This is a genomic window from Bacillus sp. VA15 (assembly GCF_055721145.1).
Genome location: NZ_JBVQPQ010000001.1, coordinates 197,226 through 217,750, shown reverse-complemented (window position 1 = coordinate 217,750; position 20,525 = coordinate 197,226). Strand labels below are relative to the sequence as shown.

Here is a 20,525-nt window from a genome sequence, read left to right as displayed (position 1 = left end):
ATGTTTCTGTTTAATTTTTCATAAGAATTATAGGATCATTCTGTAATCCTCCCCCCTGTTTGGGCTATAATATACCAAGGAGAGAGGGGAGACAGATATGAAGTCTAAATTTGAAGCATCTATTGACAACCTAAAAGAAATTGAAATGAATGCCTATGCCTACGAACTAATACGAGAGATCGTTCTCCCAGATATGCTTGGCCAAGATTACTCTTCCATGATGTATTGGGCTGGGAAACATCTCGCCCGTAAGTTTCCTCTTGAATCATGGGAGGAATTTCCGGCCTTCTTTGAAGAAGCGGGCTGGGGAACCCTCACCAACGTAAGCGCTAAAAAACAGGAGCTTGAATTTGAACTTGAAGGGCCGATCGTTTCCAACCGGCTTAAACATCAGAAAGAACCATGCTTTCAGCTGGAGGCTGGTTTTATTGCTGAACAAATTCAATTGATGAATGACCAGATTGCCGAATCATATGAACAAGTGAAAAAGAGAGCCGATAAGGTGGTTCTGACTGTGAAATGGGATATGAAAGACCCAGTGTAATCAAAAAGGCGGTGACTATATAGTCCCGCCTTTTTGATTGTCATTACACAGCTGAAGGGTGTTTTGAAAGCTCAAATGCATCGTGCAGCGCTTCAACTGCTTTCACCATGTCATTTTCACTTACGACTGTTGATACTTTGATTTCAGATGTGCTGACCATTTTGATTAAAATGTTTTTTTCCGCCAGTACAGCAAACATTTCAGCTGCTACACCAGGGTTTGAGACCATGCCGGATCCAACAATGGATACTTTAGCCAATTTGCTTTCTGTCTCGATTTTCTCGAATTCAAGCGCGTCTTTATACTCTTCAAGCACCGCAACGGTTTGGTCTGCGTCTTCTGTTTTAACTGAGAAGGAAATTCCGGTCTGATGGTCTCCGGCCTGCGTTTGGATAATGATATCGACGTTAATGTTTCTTTTGGCAAGTGTTGTAAAAATAGTAGACAGGGTTGTCAGGCCGCTAGTCAGACCGTAAATGGTTACTCTTGTGATTTGATCTTCGAACGCAATGCCTCTGACAATTAAATTTTGCTCCATGGATGATTCCTCCTCAATTAATGTTCCCGCTTCTGTTTCTGTACTTGAACGCACTTCTAACGGCACTTGGTAATTTTTCGCGAATTCAACGGCTCTCGGATGAAGAACGCCGGCGCCCAAATTGGCAAGCTCAAGCATTTCATCGTATGAGATGCCGGCAAGTTTTCTCGCTGATTTCACATAGCGCGGATCGGTTGTAAACACTCCGGGCACGTCCGTGTATATGTCACATTTATCCGCTTTTAATGCGGCAGCCAAAGCGACTGCTGTTGTGTCTGAACCGCCCCGGCCCAATGTCGTGATTTCGCAATCCTCTGCCATGCCTTGGAATCCTGCCACAATGACAATCTTTCCTTGCTCAAGCTGGTCTGCTAAAACCGAAGTGTCGATATCTGTAATTCTGGCGTTTCCGTGAACGGCTTCCGTGCGGATTCCCGCCTGCCAGCCAGTATAGGACACAGCGTCATAGCCTTTTTCCTGCAGCGCCATTGAAAGCAGGGAAATGGTGACCTGCTCGCCCGTCGCCAGCAGCATATCCATTTCGCGTTTGCTCGGCTGGTCAGAAATTGCTTTTGCAAGGCCGACCAATTCGTCAGTGGATTTTCCCATAGCTGAAACGACAACAACGACTTGATGGCCCTTCTGCTTTTCTGAAATCGCGCGGTTTGCCGCATTTTGAATTTTTTCGACTGAGCCGACGGAAGTACCTCCGAATTTTTGTACAATAAGACCCATGTATTACCACCCTTTACATTTTGGTTCGTGCGGGTGAGGAGAAAGAGCGCTTTGTCCACAATAAAAAAAGCAATGAGAGGAATGCTCTCATTGCTTATCAATTAATCATCATAAATGATTATGAACAACGAGATAGCCCTCCAAGAAAATGATTTCTTGACAGCCCTACATTTATTCAATGCACGGCCAGCAAATAATACCGATGGGGTTTTATTTGCTTCGGCGACGCTCCCCTTTCAGCCTTTTTCACAGAATCCATCTTTCTCCAAAGGCTTACTCTTGAAGTTCGCACCTCTATCTTCACCATATAACACGATCTAACTATGAAATTAGTTCACATTTTATCAGATCTTTTTTAAAAGGACAACATTATTTTTGCAATTTGTCGTAAAGCAGCTGAGCAGCCGCTGCGGGAACACCCGCTTTTTGGATGTCCTCAAGGCTTGCTTCCTTCATTTTTTTAACCGAACCGAAATGCTTTAACAGCATTTTCTTTCTTTTCTCTCCGATACCCGGGATGTCGTCCAATACGGATTGAAACGCGCTTTTTCCGCGGATTTGCCTGTGAAAACTGATCGCAAAACGGTGCACCTCGTCCTGAATGCGCTGCAGGAGATAAAATTCCTGACTGTTTCGTTCCAGATACACCGTCTCCAGCGGATCTCCGATTAATAAATTTGAAGTTCTGTGTTTTTCGTCTTTGGCTAAACCGGCGATCGGGATATCCAAGCCGAGTTCATTTTCAATGACATCCCTTGCAGCGTTGATCTGCCCTTTTCCTCCGTCAATGATGATCAGATCAGGCAGCGGCAGATTTTCGCGAAGCACTCTCGTATAGCGCCTCCTAACAACCTCTCTCATTGAGCCGTAATCATCCGGTCCCGTAACGGTTTTGATTTTATATTTGCGGTATTCCTTTTTGTTCGGTTTGCCGTCGATAAACACGATCATCGCGGAAACCGGGTTTGTCCCCTGTATGTTTGAGTTATCAAACGCTTCAATTCTGTGCGGGGTATAAATATTCAATGCTTCACCCAGTTTATGGACAGCCCCGATTGAGCGCTCCTCGTCCCGTTCGATTAAGGAGAATTTTTCTTTCAGCGCGATTTTCGCGTTTTTATGGGCCAGCATAAGCAGTTCTTTTTTCGAGCCTTTTTTCGGCTGGTGGACGTTTGTTTCCAGCAGCTGCTCAATCATAGATTGATCTACGCTGTCCGGAACTAAAATTTCCTTCGGAAGGAAGTGGTTGTTTTTCGAATAGAACTGTCCGATGAACGTAAGAAACTCATCATCTGCTTCCTGGTAGAGCGGGAACATGCTGACATCGCGTTCAATAAGTTTTCCTTGGCGAATGAAAAAGACCTGTACGCACATCCAGCCCTTATCATATGCGTACGCGAATACGTCACGGTCGACTAGATCGTTCATCGTCATTTTTTGTTTTTCCATCGTTGATTCGATATGAGCGATTTGGTCACGAAGCTCTTTTGCCCGTTCAAACTCAAGATTCTCGGCAGCTTCATGCATTTTCTCTTCAAGCTCTTTTTTGACCTCATTATAGCCGCCCTTTAAGAAACGGGTAATGCTCTCAACCAGCTCTCTGTTCGTCTCTTCGGAAATGTCCTTTACGCACGGAGCGAGACATTGACCCAGATGATAGTATAGACATACTCTGTCCGGCAGCTTGGAGCATTTTCTGAGAGGATACAGACGGTCGAGCAGTTTTTTAGTTTCCCTTGCGGCCTGCACGTTCGGGTACGGCCCGAAATAGCGCCCTTTGTCTTTTTTGACATTGCGGGTGACGATCAACCTTGGGTGGCGTTCATGGGTGATTTTTATGAAAGGATAGGTTTTGTCGTCTTTGAGCATGACATTGTATTTCGGATCATGCTTTTTGATTAGATTCATTTCTAAAATAAGCGCTTCAAGATTGGAGGACGTCACGATATATTCAAAATCCTCGATTTCCGTCACAAGCCTTTGTGTTTTCGCATCGTGAGAACCGGTGAAATAGGAGCGCACTCTGTTTTTCAGCACTTTTGCTTTTCCTACGTAGATCACAGTCTGCTGCCGGTCCTTCATGAGATAACATCCGGGCTGATCGGGAAGGAGGGCGAGTTTTTCTTTCAGTTGTTTGTTCATATGTTACCCTTCCTTATGTTTAATCCTTTGTTTCCAGTTTAACACGAACGTTTGTTTTTCTCTATGATTCACGATTGGCGAATAAAAAAAGCGATCCCTCAATCGGAATCGCTCTGGCATGTAAGCAGCCGAAAATTAAAGATGTTTGTTGACAAGCTCTTGAAGCGCTTCTTTTGGTTTGAAGCCGACAGAAGTTTCAACTACTTCTCCGTCTTTTAACACAAGAAGTGTCGGGATGCTCATAACGCCGTATTTTCCGGCTGTTTCTTGGTTTTCATCCACATCGATTTTTACGATCTTCAGTTTGTCTCCCATTTCTTGATCCAGTTCTTCAAGAACAGGTGCAATCATTTTGCAAGGTCCGCACCAAGGAGCCCAGAAGTCTGCCAGTACGACGCCTTCGCTTGTTTCAGCTGAGAAAGATTGATCAGTTGCTTTTACGATAGCCATTATTGAATTCCTCCAATTGTGAAATGATGATTTTTAGTATAGCATCTCCCATTCGTTCACGCTATTTTAATGCTTACAAATTATTTTTTCCTGATCACAATCGGTTTACTCATGTTTATCTGGATTGAATGGGTTATGTCACTTTGCATTAAAACACGAATCTGATAATGGCCCCAATGACTACAATCGCCCCGATGATCATTAGAATGGTACGAAGCATAGAATAACATCTCCTCTTCACTGTCATGTACCTTTACCATGCCCTGGCGGAGCTGTTTTAAAACATGAAAAAAAGCGCCGGCATGAAGCTCCGGCGCTCTCACGCGATTAAGAATCAGCACGCAGCGTGAGTAAGACGACTGACATTGGCGGGAGTTTTACTTTCAGTTTGTTTTTGTTGAGCGTGTATTGGCTGAAAGATTCCGGTTTGACGTGATGAGGATCGTCAAACGTGTTATGCGCATTCATTTTGTCAGCCGTCAGAATGACTCCGGAATGGTCCGCTGTCTTGTGAATGCCTCTCAACTCGATCTCAGCCTCCGCTTTGTTTTGGTGATCAATGTTGCAGATCGTGATATTGATATCGCCTTCTGCATGTTTCGAGGCTGAAATACTGATTTGCGGCAGCGTTTCACCCTTCCATTCATAGTCAGCAGACGTTGTTTCAGTGTTTAAAAGAGAAGCGTCCTGGTGTACCTTAAACATATCAAATACATGGTACGTCGGTGTCAAAAGCATCCGCTCTCCCTCAGTCAAAATCATCGCTTGAAGAACGTTTACTGTTTGGGCGATGTTGGTCATTTGCACTCGGCGGCAATGCTGATGGAAAATGTGGAAATGAGAAGCCGCCACCAGTGCATCACGAATGGTGTTTTGCTGATACAGGAAACCAGGGTTCGTGCCTGGCTCAGGATCAAACCACGTGCCCCATTCATCAATAATCAGCCCGACCCGCTGCTCCGGATCGTACCGGTCCATAATCGTGCCGTGTTTTTGAATCAATTCATCGATGTATTTGGCTTTTTTCATCGTAATGAACCATTCGTCCTCCGTGAATTCTGTGGCTGATCCTTTGCCTTTCCAGAAATCACCCGGAATCGTGTAATAATGAAGACTCAATCCGTCCATCAGGCCAGCGGCTTTTTTCATGAGCACGTCCGTCCAATGAAAATCGTCCACATTTGCGCCGCCTGCAATTTTGTATAGTTCATTCCCGCTGTAATTGCGGACATAGGTTTGAAATCGCCGGTATAGATCTGCGTAGTATTCAGGATGCATGTTGCCGCCGCAGCCCCAGTTTTCATTGCCTACGCCGAAATATTTCAGCTTCCAAGGCTCCTCTCTTCCGTTTTGTTTTCTCCAGTCTGACATCGGCGTGCCTTCTTCAAACGTCATATACTCGATCCATTCCGCCATTTCCTGAACCGTTCCGCTTCCGACATTGCCGCAAATATAAGGCTCGCATTCAAGCAGCTCGCAAAGCATCATAAATTCATGCGTTCCGAATTCATTTGATTCAATTGTACCGCCCCAGTGCGTGTTAAGCATCGTCTTACGGTCACCGACACCGTTTGCCCAATGGTATTCGTCCGCAAAACACCCGCCCGGCCACCTGAGGACAGGAATATGCAGCTGCTTGAGCGCTTCCAGAACATCCTTTCGTATTCCGTTTATGTTGGGAATGTTCGAGTCCGTTCCGACCCAAATCCCCTCATAAATCCCTCTTCCTAAATGTTCCGCAAAATGACCGTATATATTTTTGTTAATGGTTCCTTTTACAATATCTGTTTGGATCACTGCTTGATGTTCAGACATGCATGATCATTCCTTTCATACGAATATGAAAAGCACCACAGTCAAATATGTGATCTGTCTTTTGCCTGAGGAGTCAGCATGAATGTAAGCGCTTTTAAAGTAACCATATTATATATGTTCGTACATGTCAACGACATTTTTCTAAAATTTATATTTGTACGTATGTATTCAATTATATAAAAACCCCGAACTTCAGCAGTCCGGGGTTTTCTTTACGAATGTATATTTAATTGCTTGAATTCCTCAGTTAATAACGGGACAACTTCAAATAAATCGCCTATGATGCCGTAATCCGCTATTTTAAAGATATCCGCTTCAGGGTCTTTATTGATGGCGACTATCACCTTGCTGTTTGACATGCCGGCCAAATGCTGGATGGCGCCGGAAATGCCGCAGGCAATGTACAAATCCGGGGTAACGACTTTCCCGGTCTGCCCGATTTGGAGAGCGTAATCGCAATAATCAGCGTCACACGCCCCGCGAGATGCCCCGACTGCGGCCCCCAGCACCTCGGCAAGCTCTTGCAGCGGCTGAAATCCTTCCTTGCTTTTGACTCCGCGGCCGCCTGCAACGATAATTTTGGCTTCGGAGAGATCAACGCCGTCCGCTGTTTTTTTCACGACCTCTTGAATAACGGTGCGGAGGTCAGTAAGAGAAACATCAACGCTTTCGATATTCCCCGACCTGCTGGCGTCTTTTTCTGAAGCTTGAATATTATTAGGGCGAATCGTTGCAAAAATCAGCGGATCGGTTGAAATGACGCGTTCAAATGCTTTCCCCGAGTAAATCGGCCGCGTGAACACGACATTCTCTCCGGTAACGCTTACATCTGTAGCATCTGAAATTAAGCCTGTTTGCAGCCGGGCCGCGAGCTTCGGTGAAAGGTCTTTGCCCATGGCCGTGTGCCCGCATATGACTGAATCGGGTTTTTCTTGGTCAATAATGGCCCTCATGACCTGGCTGTATCCGTCTGCCGTGTATGCTTTCAGCTTCGGATCCTCAGCTGTGAGAACTTTATCGGCTCCGTAATGGATAAGCTCTTGTGCAAGGCTTTGTACATTTTCTCCGATGAGAACACCGATGACTTCTCCATCGCCTGAAATGGTTCTTCCTGCAGCTAATGCTTCAAAGGTGACATTCCGCAATTCTCCATCGCGTATTTCTCCGAGTACGATCACTTTTTTTCCCATTCTAACATCCCCCTGTTTCTTTGAATGTCCAAGCTTTAAATGACTTTAGCTTCGCTGCGGAGCAATGAGACGAGCTCTTTTGCCTGTTCGGCAGGCTCACCTTGGAGAAGCTTCCCGGCTTCTTTTTTCGGCGGCAGAAAACGTTCAATGGTTTTCATCTTAGGTTCGGCATCCTCTTCGTCCAGATCAAGATCATCAAGTTCTAGTTCTTCAAGCGGTTTTTTCTTGGCCTTCATAATTCCCGGAAGCGATGGATAGCGCGGTTCGTTTAAGCCCTGCTGAGCTGTGACAAGCAATGGGAGTGTCGTTTTGATTTTTTCAACATCCCCTTCGACGTCCCTTTCTGCTTCTGCATCAGTGCCGCTGATTTCGAGTTTGGTGATCGTTGTGATGCACGGAATGTCCAGTAGCTCGGCAAGCCGAGGCGCTACTTGTCCTGAACCTCCGTCAATGGCAACATTTCCGCCGAGAATCAAATCAAACTCCTGATCCTTCATATAGTGGTATAAAACTTGAGAAATGGAATATTGGTCGGGCTCTTCGAGATCATCTTCTATGTTGATTAAAACGGCTTGGTCACATCCCATGGCAAGCGCAGTGCGCAGTTCCTTCTCCGCTTCTTCGCCGCCGACAGTGACGGCGGTGATCGTGCCGCCGTGCTTTTCCTTTAGCTGGATGGATTCTTCTATCGCGTACTCATCGTATGGATTAATAATCCATTCCGCTCCGTCATCCTGAATCTTTCCTGCTTCAATGACGATTTTTTCTTCTGTGTCAAACGTCCGTTTCATCAGTACAAATAGATTCATGATCATATCCCCTTTTATTCGCCTTTGAACTGAGGCTTTCTTTTTTCGAGAAATGCCTGGATGCCTTCTTTGGCGTCCTCTGACTCAAATGCTTCTCCAAACCGTTTTGCTTCAAGCTTTAAGCTGCCTTCATAGGAATACACCTTATTGGAATAAAGAAGCTCAAGTAGAGATGCCAGCGTTTGCGGGCTTTTTTCTGCAAACTTAGCGGCAAGTGCTTTTGCTTTTTCAAGCACTTCTCCTTCATCTTTTGCTCCAAGTGACACAAGTCCGAGATCAAGCGCTTCTTTTCCGGATATCGGTTCTCCTGATCCGATGAGCTCTAGTGCTTTGGCTGTACCGACATATCTCGGAAGACGCTGTGTTCCCGCAAAACCCGGTATAATACCGAGGTTAAGTTCCGGAAGCCCCAGCTTGGCGTCTTCTGCCGCAATTCTGATATGACAAGCCATCGCAAGCTCCAGCCCGCCTCCAAGAGCAGCACCGTGAATCGCCGCGATAATCGGTTTTGGGAAGCCTTCAATTCTTTCCATCAGCTGCTGGCCGCGCTCAGCCAGCAGTGAGGAATCTTCATTGCCTTTAAGCGATGTAAATTCTTTAATATCAGCCCCGGCTGAGAAAAATCTTCCCTCACCGTGAATGATAATGCTTCGTACGCCTGCATCTGTCTCACATTGATCAAGACAGGAGGACAGCTCTTCTAATATCCGGGTGGAAAGCGCATTTGCCGGCGGATTGTGAATCGTCAAGACTGCCACAAATTGATCAACCGCAAGTGAAATTGCATTCATAGGACAGAACCCCTTTACTTATTGTGAATTCCGGACACCAACAATTCTAAAACGCTGTCTGACAAGGCAGCGAGATCGTACTTTTGGTCATTCATAACCCAAGTTGTCACGGTTTCGTCAATCGTTCCAAAAATCATCTGCCGGGCGAGGCGGACATCGAGGCCTTCTTTTAATTCGCCTGATTGTATGCCTTCCATCAAAATACTATCCAAAATATTTAAGTAGCCTTTTAATATTTCATTGATTTTCTGGCGCAACTCCAAGTTTGACTGGCGGAGCTCAAGCTGAGTGACAATCGCGAGATTATGATCATCCGCTAAAAGGGAAAAATGCTTTGAAATCACAAGCGCCAGTTTCTCTTTCGCTGTTGTCTTTTCTTTTATGTCCTCTTCCATCCGCTCAATAAATTGGCCCATTTTTTCTTTGAAAAGAGAAATTAAAATGTCTTCTTTGTTTTTGAAATAGAGGTAGATGGTGCCGTCCGCCACTCCGGCTTGTTTGGCAATTTTGGATACCTGTGACTGGTGGTAGCCGTTTTCCGCAATGACTTCTACTGCTGCATCAATAATCTGCATATACTTTGGCCGTTTTTGCTTCAATGTTCATCGTTCCTTCCTATAGAAATGAATGACTATTCATTCATAATTTCATGATAAAAAGGATTTTCGGCTTTGTCAAGTTTATTCGCAGGTATTCTCTTTTTCTTATGTCATTTGTCATTTGTTATTTGACATGATGATTTTCGGCTTCTTCAAGTAAACGCCTTCTTAAAATTTTTCCGACTGCCGTTTTCGGCAGCTCTTTTCTGAACTCATAGGCTTTCGGCACCTTGTAGGGAGCGAGGCGGGATCTCGCGAAAGTGTCCAGTTCTTCTGCATCAGCTTTTGCGCCTCTCTTTAACACGACAAATGCTTTTACTGTTTCTCCTCTATAGGAATCAGGCACACCGGCAACGACAATTTCCTGGATGGCTTCATGTTCATAAAGCGCTTCTTCTACTTCACGCGGGTAAATATTGTAGCCGCCGGCAATGATGATGTCCTTCTTCCTGTCGGCAATATAGAAAAAGCCCTCTTCATCCATATAGCCCATGTCTCCGGTGAACAGCCAGCCGTCTCTCAGTACAGCGGCAGTTTCCTCCGGTTTGTTCCAATATCCTTTCATGACTTGCGGACCTTTTACAATGATTTCTCCATGCTCATATGGAGCAGCATGCTTACCCATCTCTTCCGAATAGATCGCGGCGTCAGTACTCGGCCAAGGACAGCCAATACTGCCTGGCTTGTTTTTCCCCCAGATAAAATTGGCATGTGTCACTGGGGATGCCTCAGACAAGCCGTAGCCTTCCACAAGCTTTCCGCCAGTCACCTTTTCAAATTTCTGCTTTACCTCCACAGGCAGTGCGGCTGATCCGCTAAGACAGCTTTTAATGGATGACAGATCATAATGCTGCAATTCGGGGTGATGCAAAAGGCCAATGTAAATTGTCGGTGCGCCCGGAAAGAGCGTCGGTTTTTGTTTGTCGATGATTTTGAGCGTTTCGATCGGATCAAACTTAGGAAGAAGAATCATTTCGAAGCCTAGTTTAATCGAATAATTCATCACTGCCGTCAGTCCGTAGACGTGAAAAAACGGGACGATGCCAAGCACTTTTTCAGCCCCTTCCTTTACATCGTACATCCAAGCGGAGCACATTTCAGTATTGGCCAAAATATTTTGGTGCGTGAGCATGACTCCTTTTGGAGCCCCCGTTGTTCCTCCGGTGTATTGGAGGACAGCTATATCATGTTCAGGATCGATCTTCGGGATTGTCAGGAGCTCAGTTTTTTCCTCCTTCATGCTGGAAGCGAACATGTGAATGTGATCTTTTCTGTCAAAGTCGATGTGCACTTTTTGTTTTTGCGTCAGCGGGTAAAGAATATTCTTCGGAAAAGGCAAATAATCTTTTACGCTGGTGATCAAAATCTGATCTACAATTGATAACGTTTTCATTTTTATTGCCTTTGGGAAAAGCAAATCTAAGGTGATGATCACGCTTGCCTCAGCATCTCTCAGCTGGTATTCAAGCTCGTGCTCGGTATAGAGCGGATTCGTCTGCACCACGATGCCACCGGCAAACAAAACGCCATAATAAGAAATCACTGCTTGCGGGCAATTGGGCAGCATGACAGCCACTCTGTCTCCTTTTTGCAGGCCGTTGCCCTGCAAAAAAGCTGCGAGTTTAAGAGCATCCGTCAGAATGTCATGAAAGGTGAGTTTTTTTCCATAAAAAGATATTGCGGTTTTGTCAGGGAATCGTGCGGCGGAGTCTGTCAGGATGGATTGCAGGGTTTTGTTCGGCAATGGAAGCTCATGCGGGATATCGTCGGGATACTCGGCAAGCCACGGCTTTTGAGACTGCATAAAACCTCCCCTTTCGGTTTTAGAGTTCCACCCTATCATTATAGCAGATGGACGGCAAAAAAAAGAAAAAGAAAGGTAAATCTTTCTTTTTCTCATAATACGAACAGATATATAAGACCAATTAACAAAAAGATTCCCGCCGCGGCGAGCAGTACTTTTGCAAGCTTTTCCATCTATTCTCCGTCCCCTTATATTCCGGCTGCCACCACAAATGAAAGCCCGACAGAAATGACAAATGAAATAAAGCCGACAGCCCGGTTATCATTTTCGATTTCCTTATCAATTTTAAACCGCGGAGTCAAAAACTCAAAAATAAAGTAGCTTAGAAGAAGCATAACAAATCCGTAAACGCCCCAGCCGATCATTTGCAGCAGAGAATTGTGCTGGGAGATGGAATGCTGAAATACGTTTGCAATTCCTAAAATTTTTCCGCCGGTTGCCATTGCCACCGCAAGATTTCCTTTTTGAATCTCTTCCCAGTTTTTATAAGCCGTCACCAGCTCAAACACAGTCAAAAAGAGGACGAGGCAGAGAACCGCGACACTGTAATACGCCGCGATTTCCACAAGCTCGTTTTCCCAAAAATCACTCATGGCCATACTCCCTTTTATTTTAGTTCAACAACCGTAACGCCTGATCCTCCCTCACCTGCTTCACCGAAACGGGAGCTTTTGACGCTGCGGTGGTTTTTCAGAAGATCCTGCACGCCTTTTCTTAAAGCGCCGGTTCCTTTTCCGTGGATGATTGACACTCTTGGATATCCGGCTAACACTGCATCGTCCAAGTATTTTTCAACACGGCTTAGGGCATTTTCATAGCGTTCGCCGCGAAGATCAAGTTCAAGCGATACGTGATAATCCTTTCCCTTGACCGCCGTAATGATTTTTTCTTTTTTTGGTTCCGGAGCAGATTTGATAAACTCCAGGTCTTTTTCTTTAACTTTCATTTTTAATATGCCGATTTGAACATTCCACTCATTGCCGCCGGTTTTTTCAAGCAGTGTTCCTTTTTGCCCGAAGGTGAGGACTTTCACCTCATCACCTGGCTTGAAGTCACGTTTTTGCGTTTTCGTTTTTTCCGGTTTTTTGGACTTTTCAAAAGTAGGAACTGCGCCTTCTAACCGTTTCTTCGCGTTGATCAGTTCGTGATCCTTGAAGGATTTGTGTTCTTCTTTTATTGAGCGCAATTCATGAATAATGTCTTCGGCTTCTTTCATTGCCGCTTTTACTTTATCAGCCGCTTGCTGTTCAGCCTCCTCGAGCATTTTGTCTTTTTTGCTGTTGAGCTCGATGATTTGCTGCTGCAGCTCTTTATGCAGTTTTTCTGCTTCTTTTCTGATTGATTCTGTCTCAGAAAGCTCTTCTTCCGCACGTTTTTTGCTTTGTTCCAGCGACGCAATCATCGTATCGACTTCGTTATGCTCGGCCGTCATTTCTGACTTCGCCTGCCCGATGATATGGTCCGGGAGCCCAAGGCGTTTTGAAATTTCGAAGGCGTTGCTTCGTCCCGGCACACCAATTAAAAGTTTATAGGTCGGCGACAGCGTTTCGATGTCAAATTCCACACTGGCATTCATGACGCCTTCTCTGTTATAGCCGTACGCCTTCAATTCCGGATAATGCGTCGTGGCCAACACTCTTGCATGAGTGCGGTGCACTTCATCCAAGATGCTCATAGCGAGGGCCGCCCCTTCTTGCGGGTCTGTCCCTGCGCCCAGCTCATCGAAGAGCACTAGGCTGTTTTCATTGACCTGTTCTAAAATGCCGACAATGTTCACCATATGGGATGAGAACGTACTTAAGCTTTGCTCAATCGACTGTTCATCGCCGATATCAGCGAATACATGTTCAAATACCGCGGCTTCTGATCCTTCATCTGCCGGAATATGAAGACCGGATTGCGCCATCAGGGTTAACAGGCCTAACGTTTTAAGGGTGACTGTTTTCCCCCCGGTGTTTGGCCCTGTAATGACAATGGTTGAAAAGTCGCCGCCAAGCTCGATGTCATTGGCAACCACCTGATCAGGCGGAAGCAATGGATGGCGGGCTTTTTTCAAACGGACAAAGCCGTTGTCGTTCATGATCGGTTTTGTCGCTTTAACCGCTTTTGCGTATCTTGCTTTTGCAAAAATAAAGTCAAGCGTCTGCAGTACGTGCAAATCTTGAAAGAGCTCTTCTGTGTGCTCCGCCGTTTGCTCTGTCAGCACGCGCAAAATCCGTTCAATTTCTTGTTTTTCTTTCACTTTCGCCTGCTGAAGCGAGTTGTTCATATCTACAATTGCCTGTGGTTCAATGAACAGTGTCGCGCCTGAGGAAGAAGTGTCGTGCACAATTCCTCCGTAGCTTGATCTGTACTCTTGTTTGACTGGAATCACAAAGCGGTCATTCCGAATCGTAACGATCGTATCAGACAGCATTTTTGAAGCGGAAGAGGAGCGCAGCATTGACTCTAACCGGTCTCTGATTCTCGATTCAAGTGTTCTGAGCTGTGTGCGGATTCCTCTCAATGTTTCCGACGCGTGATCAAGCACTTCTCCGTGATCATCAATGCAGGAATTAATGTCCCGCTCTAAATCGGACAGCGTGATAAGCTGTTCAGCATGCTGTTGGATCAGCGGAATGTCGACGCCATCTTCAGCCATTTGGCTGATAAAATGTTTCATTTGTTTAACTGCATATAGCAGTCCTGAGATTTCAGTGAATTCTGAGGGACTGAGAACGCTGCCGATTTCCGCCCGTCTTAACGCTCCTCTGATATCAGTAAGGCCGCCAAATGGCGCCTGGCCTCTCAGCCTGATAATGGCAGAAGCTTCGTCTACTTCATCCAGCTGTTTTTTGATTTCGTCTATAGAAGAAGAAGGCTTAAGCTCGAGAAGCATTTCTTTTCCGAGCGATGAAGCGGCATGCTCAATAACCTGTTCTTTCACTTTATGAAATTCAAGAGCTGATAATACTTTTTGCTGCACGATTGTGTGAGCCTCCTTACTTAATCGTTGCGCTTCAGGAATGCCTCTACGTCTTCAAGTGACCGGGCATTCAGAACGTTTTTCGTTTCCGTCCATCCTTTGCGCGCGGCAGTAACGCCGGTTTTCATATCGTCTAACATCTCAATATTATGGGCATCGGTATTAATCACCAATGTAACCCCTTGTTCGTTTGCTTTGATTAAATGTTCTGTGCGCAGATCGAGACGCGCAGGGTTGGCGTTGAGTTCCAGCGCCGTATTTGTTTTCTTCGCAAGCTCAATCAGCTTATCAATATCAATTTCGTAACCGGCCCGTCTGCCGATCAGGCGTCCGGTCGGATGTGCGATAATGTCAACATGCTTGTTGGTCAGTGCCGTCTCAAGCCGTTTCATAATGACGTGTTCCGGCTGATTAAAGCTGGAATGAATCGATGCAATGACGATATCCATTTCCGCCAGCACGTCGTCATCATAATCAAGCGTGCCATCAGGCAGGATATCCATCTCGACACCTTTCAAAATACGGAAATTCTCAAATTCACCATTGAGCGCGTCAATTTCTTTTGCCTGCTGTTTGAGCCTTTCTGCAGTCAGCCCGTTGGCGACCTTTAAATATTGCGAGTGATCGGTGATCGCCATATATTGATAGCCTTTATTCATGCATGCTTCAGCCATCTCTCTGATCGAAAACGCACCATCGCTCCACGTTGAGTGCATGTGGAGATCTCCTTTGATTTGCCCGGGCTCTATCAGTTCAATGCTGTCGCTGTATGTTTCCACTTCTTGCCCGCTTTCACGGAGCTCCGGCGGAATCAGCGGCAGGCCGAAGTGCGCATAAAATTCACGTTCACTCGGGAATGTTTTGATGTCTCCGGTTTCAACTGTCTCGACGCCGTATTCACTGATCCGCTCGCCGCGTTCTTTCGCGATTTGGCGCATCTTAATATTGTGATCCTTTGATCCCGTAAAATGATGAAGTGTTGTCGGAAACTGCTCTTCCGTCACAAGACGGAAATCGACGCTCGTTTCATATTCAAAGGAAAGGATGACAGATACCTTCGTATCTCCGCTCGCGATCACGCTTTTGATATTTGGCAGAGCAAGAAGCTGCTCTCTTACTTCAGCCGGGTGATCTGTGGCAATGATATAATCCAGATCCTTCACCGTTTCCCGCGCTCTGCGGAGACTTCCGGCACGAGAAAATTTGATGATATCCGTAAATTGAGAAAGGTGCTCTTCAATGTCCCGGGCGATCCGAAGGGCGTAGCCGATCGGGAACCGTTCAGGCTGTTTTCCGGCTTCTCCGAGCGCCTGTAATATTTTTTCTTCTGATTTTTTGCCGAAGCCCGCAAGACCTTGTACCTTTTGCTGTTCACAGGCTTCCTTCAGGGATTCTGCATCATGTACGCCGAGCTCTTTATACAGCTTTGCGATTTTTTTGCCGCCAAGCCCTGGCAGCTTCAATAAAGGCACGAGCCCTTCCGGCACTTCTTTCTGCAGCGATTCGAGCGTGCTTGACTTTCCTTCATCTATATACTCTTTAATGACGCTGTACGTTCCTTTTCCAATTCCGGACAGCGACATCATATCGTCCATTTCTGATAAGCTGCGGTCGTCCTGTTCCAGGGCTGCCGCTGCTTTTCGGAAGGCAGATACTTTAAACGGGTTGTCCCCTTTGAGTTCCATGTAGACTGCAATGGTTTCAAGCAGCCGGATAATGTCTTTTTTATGCATACAATAACCCCCAGACGTTCACATATGTTTCCATCATACTCGAAAAAAACTTCTCCGGACAAGAGAAGTTTTTTATGCCCCGTACTGTGTCCACAGCTCTTCTAAAAGCCCTGACAAATACGGTGTATGGTTAATGATCACATTTGCGAGAGACGATTGCCCCATCATTTGCTGCAAAGCATCTACCGGAAGCACGGATGCGACATACAGCAGCACAAATGTAAATAAATAGACTTCTAGAAAACCGAGAACGGCGCCCAGCACCTGGTTGATTTGTTTGATCACCGGAATGCCGGCGACAATACTCAGGAATGAGCCGATGATTCTCAGTAAGATTTTAGCGATGATAAATAAAACGATAAACGCAATCGCATTATAATAGGCTACTTCCAAATTTCCCGTAAAAAAAGAAAGAGCCGGCTGTCCCGCTGAAAAGTCGGGTGCGGGAATCCACTTTAAATGCGGCGCCACATTTTTATAGAATAAAGCCGCAAAGGCGATCGATAAAATAAAGCTCGTTAAGCGGATAAACTGCAGGATAAAACCGCGTTTTAACCCCAGTAAAGTCCCCATCAGGAGCAAGATTAAGATGATGATATCTAGCATAGTTGTTCAATCCTTTTCTTTAAGCTGACGCTCCAGTTTCTCATATTTCTCTTGTAATTTGACATAATCGTGCACCACATTTACCGCTGTCAGCACTGCAAGTTTATTTATATCAAGGTATGGATTTTTTTCATTGATTTCTCTCATTTTATCATCAACAATTCCGGCGACATACCTCATATGGGCTTTGCTTTCTTCACCGACAATCGTGAAGTGCTGGCCGTAAATGTCAACGGTTGTTTTTGTTTTTTTGCCGTCAGACAACGTTTCTCCTCCATTCCGCGAGAATCCTAGTTCTTATCATAACACGTTTATTAAATGAATGGAAAGACGAGCCTCCCGCTGTTATGATACACTGGTATATACAGCGAAAAGTGTAAAAAAAGGAGATTATTACGTGTCCCATTCTGTGATAAAAGTATCGTTGTCTGCTATTGACCAAATGAAAACGACGTACAGCGGTTCGCTTACTGCCTCTGTTCCGCAGGGAGCCGTTTTTCAGGCGAAACCGCCAGGCTGTACCATTACAGCATATAAATCCGGCAAGGTCTTGTTTCAAGGCAAAAACGCAGCGGCAGAATCCGCGCGCTGGGGAACAGCAGAGCCGCAGGAAAAGAAGAAAACGGCCAAAAAGCCGGCTGACCCCCGTTATGCCCCTCCGGCAGATATCGCCGGCATGTCTGTTATCGGCTCTGACGAGGTCGGAACCGGAGATTACTTTGGCCCGATGACGGTTGTATGCGCGTACGTCGACAAAACAATGCTTCCTTTAATGAAGGAACTCGGTGTTAAGGACTCTAAAGACTTAAAGGATCCGCAAATCATTGAGATTGCCCGAAACCTGATCAAAACCATTCCATACAGCCTGTTGGTTTTAAAGAATGAAAAGTACAACAGCATGCAGGAAAAAGGCATGAGCCAAGGGAAAATGAAAGCTTTGCTGCACAATCAAGCCATAACCCATTTGTTAAGAAAAATGGATGGGGTAAAGCCTGAGGCCATTTTGATTGACCAATTCGCTGAGCCAGGCGTCTACTTCAATCATTTAAGGGGCAGAGACATTGTGAGGGAGCGGACCTATTTCAGCACAAAGGCTGAAGGCATTCACTTGTCAGTCGCCGCTGCTTCAATCATTGCAAGATATTCGTTTTTAATGGAAATGGATAAACTGTCGCGTGAGGCAGGAATGACACTTCCGAAAGGGGCCGGCCCGCACGTGGATGAAGCGGCAGCCAAGCTGATCCTCAAAAAAGGGGCATCTGCTCTCAGAACCTTTACAAAACTCCATTTTGCCAATACACAGAAAGCACAGCGCCTTGCCGATAAAAAACGCTCATAGAAAAAAGCTTGCAGAGAAATCTGCAAGCTTTTTTTATTAGCCTCTCAAAACAGCCTGATATGTGTCTTCTAACGCTTTCAGCACTTTGCTGTGCGCCTTTGTCACTTCTTCTTCAGTCAGTGTTTGTTCAGGGTTGACATATTGAAGTGAGAAAGCGACTGACTTTTTGCCTTCCTCCATATGCTCGCCTTCGTATACGTCAAAGACGGATACTTCTTTCAGAAGCTGGCCGCCAGCCTCTTTAATCACGCTCTCGAGCTGGCCGCTCGTGACGGATTTATCTGTTACAAGCGCAATATCACGTGTCACAGACGGATATTTTGGAATCGCCGTGTAAACAAGCGGCGCTGTATCCGCTGCGAGCAGTGCATGAAGATCAAGCTCAAACACGTATGTCTCTTTTATATCCAGTTCTTTTTCCAATGAAGGATGGACTTGGCCGATGAAGCCGATAAGAGAACCATTCAATAGAATGTTCGCTGTTCTGCCCGGGTGCAGCTGTTTGCGTTCAGATTGAACAAATTCAATGCTGTCGAGGACGTTCAGTTTGTCTAACAGCCCCTCCACAATTCCTTTGGCGACAAAGAAATCAACCGGTTTTTTCTCGCCCTGCCACAGCTGCTTGCGCCATAATCCGGTAACAGCTCCTGCCACGCGTTCTGTTTCAACAGGTTTTGTGTCCTCTTCCTTTGTCAAGAAAACGGAGCCGACTTCGTACAGTGCGACTGAGTCCGTCTGTCTCGCCAGGTTGTAAGAAACGGACTCAAGCAGATTAGGAACAAGACTGTGTCTGAGAATGCTTCTTTCTTCACTCATTGGAAGCGCAAGCACAGTGTTCAGTGATTTTTCAATCGCAAACGCTGCCGCTTTCTTTTCGTTTGTCAGTGAGTAAGTGATAGCTTGTGACAAGCCTGCGCCTTCAAGAAAACGTCTGACCTTACGGCGCTTTGCCTGATATGGCGTTAATCCGCCTGTTGTTCCTGCTGTCTCAGGAAGCGTGGACGGAATGTTATCGTAGCCGTACAATCTTGCCGCTTCTTCAATTAAATCCTCTTCGATTGTAATGTCACCGCGGCGTGATGGTACGGTCACAACGAGAAGGTCATTCGCTTCACCGACAGTAAAACCGAGACGCTTGTAAATGCTGATGAGTTCTTCTTTGCTGATTGTCATGCCGAGAACGCTGCTCACTTTGTCAGCAGATACATGAATGTTATTTGCTTCGATTGTCAGGTGATCTTCCTCAACCGTTCCAGTGAGCACTTCACCGCCGGCATACAGATGGATCAGCTGTGCAGCCCGTTCTGCTGCAAGACGTACGCGGGCTGGATCAATGCCTTTTTCAAATCTTACGCTTGATTCACTTCTCAAACCAAGGTCTTTGGAAGCCTTGCGAACTGTCTGTCCATTGAAATACGCGGCCTCCAGCAAAATCGTTTTCGTATCTTCCTGAACTTCTGACTCTGCTCCTCCCATGACACCGGCAACGGCTTGCGCTTTCGTTCCGTTCGTAATAACAAGGTGATCGGCAGAAAGCTTTCGTTCTTGATCATCAAGGGTTACGATCGTTTCATTTTCAGCTGCTTTTCTTACTACAACTTCCTTGGAGCCGAATCTGTCATAATCAAACGCGTGAAGCGGCTGTCCGTATTCCAACAGGACAAAGTTTGTGATGTCGACGACGTTGTTGTGCGGGCGAATGCCTGCATTCATCAGCTTCGTCTGCATCCAAAGCGGTGACGGAGCGATCGTGACGTTTTTAATGATTTTTGCAGTGTACAGCGGGTTCGCTTCTTGATCTTCGACTTTGACAGCGATGTAATCAGACGCTTGTTCTGAAGCAGCCGGATAATCCGTTTTCGGAAGTTTTACCTCTGTATCTAAAATCGCTGCAACCTCGTAAGCAACACCAAGCATGTTCATGGCATCCGCGCGGTTTGGCGTTAAACCAAGCTCAAGAATCGCATCGTCAAGCTGTAAAGCCGCTAAGGCATCCCTTCCTGTTTCAGCGTCATTCGGGAATACGAAAATGCCTTCCGCATACTCTTTCGCCACAAGCTTGCTTTCAATGCCAAGCTCCTGTAAAGAACAGATCATGCCGTTAGATTCTTCACCGCGAAGCTTTGCTTTTTTGATTTTGAAATTGCCCGGAAGCACTGCTCCGACTGTTGCAACTGCGACTTTTTGCCCTTTATCCACATTCGGCGCGCCGCAAATGATTTGTACAGGTGCATCCGCTCCGATATCCACAAGGCACTTATTCAGCTTATCAGCATTCGGATGCTGCTCGCGCTCCAGCACGTGGCCGATAACAACGCCTTTGATGCCTTCCCCTTTGTATTCAATTCCTTCAACTTCGATACCGGCTCTTGTAATTTTCTCAGCAAGAACAGCCGGGTCCATGCCTTTTATATCAACATAATCCTCTAACCATTTATAAGAAACAAACATCCTAGCATCCTCCT

Annotated in this window: 17 protein-coding genes and 1 riboswitch; of the genes, 2 read left to right on the top strand and 15 right to left on the bottom strand. The window is 45.9% G+C overall.

Translation table 11 applies throughout. The features are described from left to right. The first annotated feature begins 97 nt into the window (after positions 1 to 97). Complete coding sequence (locus AC0DBE_RS01050; RefSeq protein WP_014114695.1) at positions 98 to 544, top strand: YslB family protein; 447 nt, start codon at positions 98 to 100, stop codon at positions 542 to 544. Between the two features lie 43 nt (positions 545 to 587). Here AC0DBE_RS01050 and AC0DBE_RS01045 read toward each other — a convergent pair whose 3' ends face one another. From AC0DBE_RS01045 to zapA, 14 genes are all read right to left on the bottom strand, one after another. Continuing rightward, a complete protein-coding gene (locus AC0DBE_RS01045; RefSeq protein ID WP_061186718.1) occupies positions 588 to 1,817 on the bottom strand; it encodes an aspartate kinase in 1,230 nt (409 codons plus the stop codon). Between the two features lie 125 nt (positions 1,818 to 1,942). Next, positions 1,943 to 2,122, bottom strand: a riboswitch (Lysine riboswitch). A gap of 64 nt (positions 2,123 to 2,186) precedes the next feature. Beyond that, entirely contained in the window at positions 2,187 to 3,959 is a 1,773-nt protein-coding gene (gene uvrC, locus AC0DBE_RS01040; protein ID WP_472960772.1) for an excinuclease ABC subunit UvrC, read from the bottom strand. A 135-nt stretch (positions 3,960 to 4,094) separates the two neighbouring features. Then, the gene (trxA, locus tag AC0DBE_RS01035) at positions 4,095 to 4,409 is read right to left on the bottom strand and encodes a thioredoxin (RefSeq protein WP_003222500.1); all 315 of its coding nucleotides are present in this window, start codon (positions 4,407 to 4,409) and stop codon (positions 4,095 to 4,097) included. A 327-nt stretch (positions 4,410 to 4,736) separates the two neighbouring features. Beyond that, complete coding sequence (abfB, locus tag AC0DBE_RS01030) at positions 4,737 to 6,224, bottom strand: alpha-L-arabinofuranosidase AbfB (RefSeq protein WP_457895294.1); 1,488 nt, start codon at positions 6,222 to 6,224, stop codon at positions 4,737 to 4,739. A gap of 212 nt (positions 6,225 to 6,436) precedes the next feature. Further along, complete coding sequence (gene etfA, locus AC0DBE_RS01025; RefSeq protein ID WP_061186721.1) at positions 6,437 to 7,414, bottom strand: electron transfer flavoprotein subunit alpha; 978 nt, start codon at positions 7,412 to 7,414, stop codon at positions 6,437 to 6,439. Between the two features lie 35 nt (positions 7,415 to 7,449). Continuing rightward, complete coding sequence (gene etfB, locus AC0DBE_RS01020; RefSeq protein ID WP_090558195.1) at positions 7,450 to 8,223, bottom strand: electron transfer flavoprotein subunit beta; 774 nt, start codon at positions 8,221 to 8,223, stop codon at positions 7,450 to 7,452. Positions 8,224 to 8,237: 14 nt separating this feature from the next. Further along, entirely contained in the window at positions 8,238 to 9,014 is a 777-nt protein-coding gene (locus AC0DBE_RS01015) for an enoyl-CoA hydratase (RefSeq protein WP_072182850.1), read from the bottom strand. Positions 9,015 to 9,028: 14 nt separating this feature from the next. Then, entirely contained in the window at positions 9,029 to 9,613 is a 585-nt protein-coding gene (gene fadR / locus AC0DBE_RS01010; RefSeq protein WP_003222489.1) for a fatty acid metabolism transcriptional regulator FadR, read from the bottom strand. Between the two features lie 124 nt (positions 9,614 to 9,737). Continuing rightward, positions 9,738 to 11,417 (bottom strand): long-chain-fatty-acid--CoA ligase LcfA, encoded by a 1,680-nt coding sequence (gene lcfA / locus AC0DBE_RS01005; RefSeq protein WP_472960771.1) that lies wholly within the window; start codon positions 11,415 to 11,417, stop codon positions 9,738 to 9,740. Between the two features lie 188 nt (positions 11,418 to 11,605). Then, positions 11,606 to 12,010 (bottom strand): DUF350 domain-containing protein, encoded by a 405-nt coding sequence (locus tag AC0DBE_RS01000; protein WP_003222485.1) that lies wholly within the window; start codon positions 12,008 to 12,010, stop codon positions 11,606 to 11,608. A gap of 14 nt (positions 12,011 to 12,024) precedes the next feature. Beyond that, positions 12,025 to 14,382 (bottom strand): endonuclease MutS2, encoded by a 2,358-nt coding sequence (locus tag AC0DBE_RS00995; RefSeq protein WP_072182847.1) that lies wholly within the window; start codon positions 14,380 to 14,382, stop codon positions 12,025 to 12,027. A 20-nt stretch (positions 14,383 to 14,402) separates the two neighbouring features. Next, on the bottom strand, positions 14,403 to 16,115 hold the full coding sequence (gene polX, locus AC0DBE_RS00990; protein ID WP_014114705.1) for a DNA polymerase/3'-5' exonuclease PolX: 1,713 nt from the start codon (positions 16,113 to 16,115) through the stop codon (positions 14,403 to 14,405). A 72-nt stretch (positions 16,116 to 16,187) separates the two neighbouring features. Then, positions 16,188 to 16,721 carry a CvpA family protein gene (locus AC0DBE_RS00985; protein ID WP_472960770.1) on the bottom strand — a complete coding sequence of 178 codons (534 nt, stop codon included), beginning with the start codon at positions 16,719 to 16,721 and terminating at the stop codon, positions 16,188 to 16,190. Between the two features lie 6 nt (positions 16,722 to 16,727). Continuing rightward, positions 16,728 to 16,985 (bottom strand): cell division protein ZapA, encoded by a 258-nt coding sequence (gene zapA / locus AC0DBE_RS00980; RefSeq protein WP_003237682.1) that lies wholly within the window; start codon positions 16,983 to 16,985, stop codon positions 16,728 to 16,730. Between the two features lie 133 nt (positions 16,986 to 17,118). Between zapA and rnhC the strand changes: the two genes are divergently transcribed. Continuing rightward, positions 17,119 to 18,060 (top strand): ribonuclease HIII, encoded by a 942-nt coding sequence (rnhC, locus tag AC0DBE_RS00975; protein ID WP_061186725.1) that lies wholly within the window; start codon positions 17,119 to 17,121, stop codon positions 18,058 to 18,060. A 36-nt stretch (positions 18,061 to 18,096) separates the two neighbouring features. On the opposite strand, the gene pheT is transcribed toward rnhC, so the two are convergent. Further along, positions 18,097 to 20,511: a phenylalanine--tRNA ligase subunit beta gene (gene pheT, locus AC0DBE_RS00970; RefSeq protein ID WP_472960769.1), complete on the bottom strand. Its 2,415-nt coding sequence runs from the start codon at positions 20,509 to 20,511 to the stop codon at positions 18,097 to 18,099. Between the last annotated feature and the right edge of the window lie 14 nt (positions 20,512 to 20,525).

What these genes read in the sequence shown, in the direction of transcription:
- AC0DBE_RS01050 (WP_014114695.1), top strand. Translation starts at nt 98, where the DNA reads ATGAAGTCTAAATTTGAAGCATCTATTGACAACCTAAAAGAAATTGAA.
- AC0DBE_RS01045 (WP_061186718.1), bottom strand. Translation starts at nt 1,817, where the DNA reads ATGGGTCTTATTGTACAAAAATTCGGAGGTACTTCCGTCGGCTCAGTC.
- uvrC (WP_472960772.1), bottom strand. Translation starts at nt 3,959, where the DNA reads ATGAACAAACAACTGAAAGAAAAACTCGCCCTCCTTCCCGATCAGCCC.
- trxA (WP_003222500.1), bottom strand. Translation starts at nt 4,409, where the DNA reads ATGGCTATCGTAAAAGCAACTGATCAATCTTTCTCAGCTGAAACAAGC.
- abfB (WP_457895294.1), bottom strand. Translation starts at nt 6,224, where the DNA reads ATGTCTGAACATCAAGCAGTGATCCAAACAGATATTGTAAAAGGAACC.
- etfA (WP_061186721.1), bottom strand. Translation starts at nt 7,414, where the DNA reads ATGGGAAAAAAAGTGATCGTACTCGGAGAAATACGCGATGGAGAATTG.
- etfB (WP_090558195.1), bottom strand. Translation starts at nt 8,223, where the DNA reads ATGAATCTATTTGTACTGATGAAACGGACGTTTGACACAGAAGAAAAA.
- AC0DBE_RS01015 (WP_072182850.1), bottom strand. Translation starts at nt 9,014, where the DNA reads ATGAATGCAATTTCACTTGCGGTTGATCAATTTGTGGCAGTCTTGACG.
- lcfA (WP_472960771.1), bottom strand. Translation starts at nt 11,417, where the DNA reads ATGCAGTCTCAAAAGCCGTGGCTTGCCGAGTATCCCGACGATATCCCG.
- AC0DBE_RS01000 (WP_003222485.1), bottom strand. Translation starts at nt 12,010, where the DNA reads ATGAGTGATTTTTGGGAAAACGAGCTTGTGGAAATCGCGGCGTATTAC.
- polX (WP_014114705.1), bottom strand. Translation starts at nt 16,115, where the DNA reads ATGCATAAAAAAGACATTATCCGGCTGCTTGAAACCATTGCAGTCTAC.
- AC0DBE_RS00985 (WP_472960770.1), bottom strand. Translation starts at nt 16,721, where the DNA reads ATGCTAGATATCATCATCTTAATCTTGCTCCTGATGGGGACTTTACTG.
- pheT (WP_472960769.1), bottom strand. Translation starts at nt 20,511, where the DNA reads ATGTTTGTTTCTTATAAATGGTTAGAGGATTATGTTGATATAAAAGGC.